The organism is Burkholderia sp. Ac-20345, from assembly GCF_017104825.1.
GTDB classification, from domain to species: domain Bacteria; phylum Pseudomonadota; class Gammaproteobacteria; order Burkholderiales; family Burkholderiaceae; genus Burkholderia; species Burkholderia lata_B.
The window spans coordinates 1-5,238 of the sequence record NZ_JAAGPO010000355.1; the positions used below are offsets into that span (position 1 = coordinate 1).

Consider the following 5,238-nt stretch of genomic DNA (forward strand, 5'->3'; position numbering starts at 1 on the left):
TGGTTATGTGGTCTTTTTGTCGTGCGACGCCCACCTACGACGTGGACACGATAGTTCCCACTCTTTCCCGACACGACGCTCTTCCGGTCTAGGAGTTCGACGGCGCGGCGCGCACGCGCGCATTCAGCCTGCTCGGCACGACCTTCGGCATCGGGCTCGCGTTCGGGCCCGTGCTCGCCGGCGTGCTGATCGGGCATTACGGCTGGCGTGCGATCTTCGTGACCAGCGCGGTGGCTGGCGGGCTGTCGCTCGTCTTCGGGCTGCCGCGCATGCACGAGTCGCGCGACCCCCGCGCGACGGGGCTCGACTGGCCCGGCACGGCCGCGTTCACCACCGCGCTGACGCTGTTCACGTTCGGCGTGATCGAGGCGCCCGCGCGCGGCTGGACGAGCCCGCTGGTGATCGCACTGCTGGCGGGCGCGGCGCTCGGCGCCTGTGCGTTCGTCGCGATCGAGACGCGCGTTGCCCGGCCGATGCTCGACCTGTCGCTGTTCCGGATCGCGCGCTTCGTCGGCGTGCAGGTGCTGCCGGTGTCGACCTGCTGCTGCTACATCGTGTTGCTCGTCGTGCTGCCGCTGCGCTTCATCGGCATCGACGGCTTCAGCGAGATCGTCGCCGGCTGGCTGATGCTCGCGATTTCCGCGCCGATGCTGGTCGTGCCGCTCGTCGCGGCGACGCTCACGCGCTGGCTGTCGGCCGGTGTGATCTCGGGGCTCGGGCTCCTGATCGCGGCAGCCGGGCTCGTGTGGCTGGGCATCGCGCTGCACGGCGGCGCGGGGGCCGCGGCGATCGCGCCGATGCTCATGATCGGCGTCGGGGCCGGCATGCCGTGGGGGCTGATGGACGGACTGTCGGTGAGCGTCGTGCCGAAGGAGCGCGCGGGGATGGCGACGGGGATCTTCAGCACGACGCGCGTGGCCGGCGAGGGGATCGCGCTCGCGATCGTCGGCGCGGTGCTGGCCGGGCTCGCGCGGACGGGGCTGACGCAGGCGGCTGGTGCCGCCGGCACGCCCGACGCGACGCTGCGTGCAGCCGCGCGGCTCGCAACCGGCGATCTCGCGGGTGCGGCGGCCGCGCTGCCGGGTATCGGGCATGCGGCGCTGCTCGCGAGTTACACGCATGCGTTCGATCGGTTGCTGATCGGGCTGGCGGTCGTTACGGTGCTGTGTGCGGTGGTGGTGTTCGCGTTTCTCGGTGGGCGGCGGGTGGCTGCCGAAGCGGGTAAAGACACCGGCGGGCACACTCATGCCGACGTACGGGTGCGCAGCCGGATCGAAGCGGCTTGTGCGGAGACGCACGGGCGTTGAGCGTCGAGTTATCGCGTCTGGGCGCTTCGGTCACGGTGGCCGGAGCGCCTTCCTGTTGCGTCGTCGCTGCATTCGCACGCTGACGATCCGTCACGCGCATCACGCCAGCACCAGCGGCGGCAGCGCCGCATCCGCCCGTGCCTGCGCCTGTTCCACTTCAACCACCACATAGCGTCGCGCATCGGGCCACTGATGCGCACGGCTTGCCGCATCGTCGTCGATCGTTGCACGGCCCTGCACGAGCCAGGTCGTCTGGCGCACGAAGTCGACGAACAGCAGCGCGATGGCCGGATTCACGAGCAGGTTGCCGATCGTGTTGAACAGGTTGTTGCCCGCGAAGTCGGGCAGCACGAGCGTGCGGCGGTCGGGCATGTCGACGAGCGGCTCGAACGAGCCGTCCGCGCGTGGCTGGCGGCCGCGGTACGAGCAGTCGCTGTTGCCGGTGGCGTCGGCGGTCGCGACGATCAGGAACGCCTGCTCGCGGATGAACGCGATGGCGTCGTCGGTCAGGGGGCCGCAGTCGTTCATGTTGTGGTCCGGCGCACGCGCCGTTGCGTGGGAATGCGCATTGCGCACGCAAGCGACATGCCACGCATCGCGGCCGGCGTCCGCATGCAGGCGCATCAGCGCACTGTGGAAATTTCGAACAGCTGCCCGGCACGCTGCGCAACCACGCTGTTCAGAATCGGCACACCCGCCATGCTGCATCGGTGAACACGGCACGGCGCGTGCTCGGGCCGGCCGTGGTCGCCGCGCTTCCGTCCTGTTTGGCACGCATGTTGCGTAAACGAGGGCAGCGCAATTCCAACCGGCGCTGTACTCACACAAGCACGATGAACAGGAGACATGTATGAACCCGTTTGACCTGAAGCAACTGGGCCTCGACGTCGAATACCCGTACCGTCAGCAATACGACAACTACATCGGCGGCAAGTGGGTTCCGCCGGTGAAAGGTGAGTACTTCGAGAACGTGTCGCCGATCAACGGCCAGCCGTTCTGCCGCGTGCCGCGCTCGGGCGCCGACGACATCGAGCTGGCGCTCGACGCCGCGCATGCCGCGCGCCGCAAGTGGGGCAAGACGTCGGTAGCCGAGCGTGCGAACCTGCTGCTCGCCGCCGCCGACCGGATGGAAAAGAACCTGAAGCTGCTGGCCGTGGCCGAGACGATCGACAACGGCAAGCCGCTGCGCGAGACGATGGCGGCCGACCTGCCGCTCGCGGTCGACCACTTCCGCTACTTCGCGGGCTGCATTCGCGCGCAGGAAGGCGGCATCTCCGAAATCGACGACAACACCGTCGCGTATCACTTCCACGAGCCGCTCGGCGTCGTCGGCCAGATCATCCCGTGGAACTTCCCGCTGCTGATGGCCGCATGGAAGCTCGCGCCGGCGCTCGCGGCCGGCTGCTGCGTGGTGATGAAGCCGGCCGAGCAGACGCCCGCGTCGGTGCTGGTGCTGATGGAGCTGATCGGCGACCTGTTCCCGGCCGGCACGATCAACATCGTGAACGGCTTCGGCAAGGAAGCGGGCGAAGCGCTCGCGACCAGCAAGCGCATCGCGAAGATCGCGTTCACGGGCTCGACGCCGGTCGGCAAGCACATCCTGCGCGCCGCGGCCGACAGCCTGATCCCGTCGACAGTCGAACTGGGCGGCAAGAGCCCGAACATCTTCTTCGCCGACGTGCTCGACCAGGACGACGCGTTCCTCGACAAGGCGCTCGAAGGGCTCGCGATGTTCGCGCTGAACCAGGGCGAAGTGTGCACGTGCCCGTCGCGGATCCTGATCCAGGAATCGATCTACGAGAAGTTCATCGAGAAGGCCGTCGCACGCGTCGAGCGCATCAAGGCCGGCCACCCGCTCGACCTGCAGACGATGATCGGCGCGCAGGCATCGCAGCAGCAGCTCGACAAGATCCTGTCGTACATCGACATCGGCCGCGGCGAAGGCGCGCAATGCCTGACGGGCGGCGAGCGCACGGCACCGGCGGCGGAACTCGGCACGGGCTACTACGTGAAGCCGACGATGCTGCTCGGCAACAACAAGATGCGCGTGTTCCAGGAAGAGATCTTCGGGCCGGTCGCGTCGGTGATGACGTTCAAGGACGAGCAGGACGCGATCGAACTCGCGAACGATACGTTCTACGGGCTCGGCGCGGGCGTGTGGACGCGCAACGGCACGCGTGCGTACCGGATGGGCCGCGAGGTCGAAGCCGGCCGCGTGTGGACCAACTGCTACCACCTGTATCCCGCGCACGCGGCGTTCGGCGGCTACAAGCAGTCGGGGATCGGCCGCGAGACGCACAAGATGGCGCTGTCGAACTATCAGCAGACGAAGTGCCTGCTGGTGAGCTACCAGGCCGAGGCGCTCGGGTTCTTCTGATCGCCGCAGCGGTGGCGAAGCGCCGGGGGCGGCCGGCAGTGCAGCGCAGGCCGGCCGTCCCCGGTTGCCGGTGATGACGGGCGTGGTGCGTCGCGTGGATGCGATGCGCCGACGCCGGTCGTCCGGCACTTCGCCATTTTCGACTTCGACATTCGACACCCGGCGCGGGCCGCGCATCGCCGCATCCCGCGCCGGACACGATACCGGCAGCCGCAATCTCGCGGCGGCACGGTGCGCCGATGCGTGCGACAGAAACCAGCATGGCAGAACCGCCCCGATCCTTTCCGCGCCACCCCGTGTTTCACGCGGGCGAACTCGACGCGCAGCACCGCTTCGGCGTGGCCGACGAAGCCGAGCAGATGAGCGACGTGGTGACGACGCGCGTGAGCATCGGCGTGCGGCAGTTCGTCGAGTCGCAGCCGTTCATGTTCGTCGGCATCGCATCCGGGTCGCATCCATCCGTGACCTGCGACATCGTGCAGAGCATGCGGGACGCGAACGGCGATCTGCTGCCGGTCGTCCGCGTGATCGACACGAAGACGCTGCGGTTCGCGTTGCCCGCTTCCGGCGACGGTGGCCGGATCGACGCGGCGGCGTGCGATGGCAGCGGCGTCGGGTTGCTGTTCGTCGATTTCGTGCGCGGTATCCGCTACCGGATCAACGGTCGCGCGACGCTGCGTGCCGATCTGCCGGACGCGGACGCCGCGCCCTGGCCGGCGGGCAGGGCGATCGTCGAGCTGGCGGTCGCGCAGGCGTACGGCAACTGCGGCACGCGGGTCGTGCGGCTGAGGCCGGCCGGGTAGCCGGCAAAGGCGGGGCATCGAGCATGCGCGGTCGTCGCGCGGATCGCACCGGCGGCGTGCGCGGCGCGCCGCGTTCGGGTGCGCCCGGATGGCGCGTACCGGCCGGGCAGCGTGGAATGACGGGCTGTTCGCCGGACCGCGCGGTTCGGCACGGGACTTGCGTGACAGGCGCGGTTCCGGGCAGGTGAGGGAGGACACGATGGACCAACACGTGGCGTACAGCGAAGAACCGACGGCCGAAGACACGCGGCGCAACGCGCAGGGTGACGATGCGCTGGCCGGGCAGGCGGTCGTCAGCGTCGCACATGACGCCGACGAGCAGGCGCGCAACCTGATCGGCTGGCGGCAGACCTACGACCAGCTGGCGGCTGGCCGCTTCGTCGGCACGCTGACCGAGCTGCCGCTCGACACGATGAAGCTGTTTCGCGAATCGACGAGCCACCTGCTGCGCCAGGCGTGCGAGGTGCGCGGCGATGCGTACTGGTTCGGCATCCCGCTCGTGAGTGACGGCACGGCGCGCGTCGATGCGTGCCGCATCGGGCCCGGTGCCCTCGCGTTCCGGCCCGGCAACGTCGAATTCGAGCTGGTGACGCCCGCGCAGTTCTCGATCTACGGCGTCGTCGTGCGCGGCGACGTGCTGCGCCGCTATGCGGAGGAGGTCGAGCGCTGCGCGCTCGACGAGCGGCTGTTCACGCAACGCGTGATGCAGGTCGGCGATGCGCGGCTCGCGCGCCTGTGTGCGCTGCTCGGC

The 5,238-nt window shown here is 69.2% G+C and carries 3 protein-coding genes and 2 pseudogenes; 4 read left to right on the forward strand and 1 reads right to left on the reverse strand.

Annotation, left to right across the window (positions count from 1 at the left end):
- Positions 1-92 precede the first annotated feature (92 nt).
- A pseudogene (locus tag G3O06_RS46405) lies at positions 93-1,307 on the forward strand (MFS transporter); the annotation flags it as partial.
- A 99-nt stretch (positions 1,308-1,406) separates the two neighbouring features.
- Here G3O06_RS46405 and G3O06_RS46410 read toward each other — a convergent pair.
- The gene (locus G3O06_RS46410; RefSeq protein ID WP_241020594.1) at positions 1,407-1,835 is read right to left on the reverse strand and encodes a pyridoxamine 5'-phosphate oxidase family protein; all 429 of its coding nucleotides are present in this window, start codon (positions 1,833-1,835) and stop codon (positions 1,407-1,409) included.
- A gap of 322 nt (positions 1,836-2,157) precedes the next feature.
- On the opposite strand from G3O06_RS46410, the gene G3O06_RS46415 reads away from it, so the two are divergent.
- The 3 genes and pseudogenes from G3O06_RS46415 to G3O06_RS46425 form a co-directional block, all read left to right on the forward strand.
- Entirely contained in the window at positions 2,158-3,684 is a 1,527-nt protein-coding gene (locus G3O06_RS46415; RefSeq protein ID WP_174916759.1) for an aldehyde dehydrogenase family protein, read from the forward strand.
- 260 nt (positions 3,685-3,944) lie between these two features.
- A complete protein-coding gene (locus G3O06_RS46420) occupies positions 3,945-4,487 on the forward strand; it encodes a hypothetical protein (RefSeq protein ID WP_205820098.1) in 543 nt (180 codons plus the stop codon).
- Between the two features lie 199 nt (positions 4,488-4,686).
- Positions 4,687-5,238, forward strand: a pseudogene (locus G3O06_RS46425) (AraC family transcriptional regulator); the annotation flags it as partial.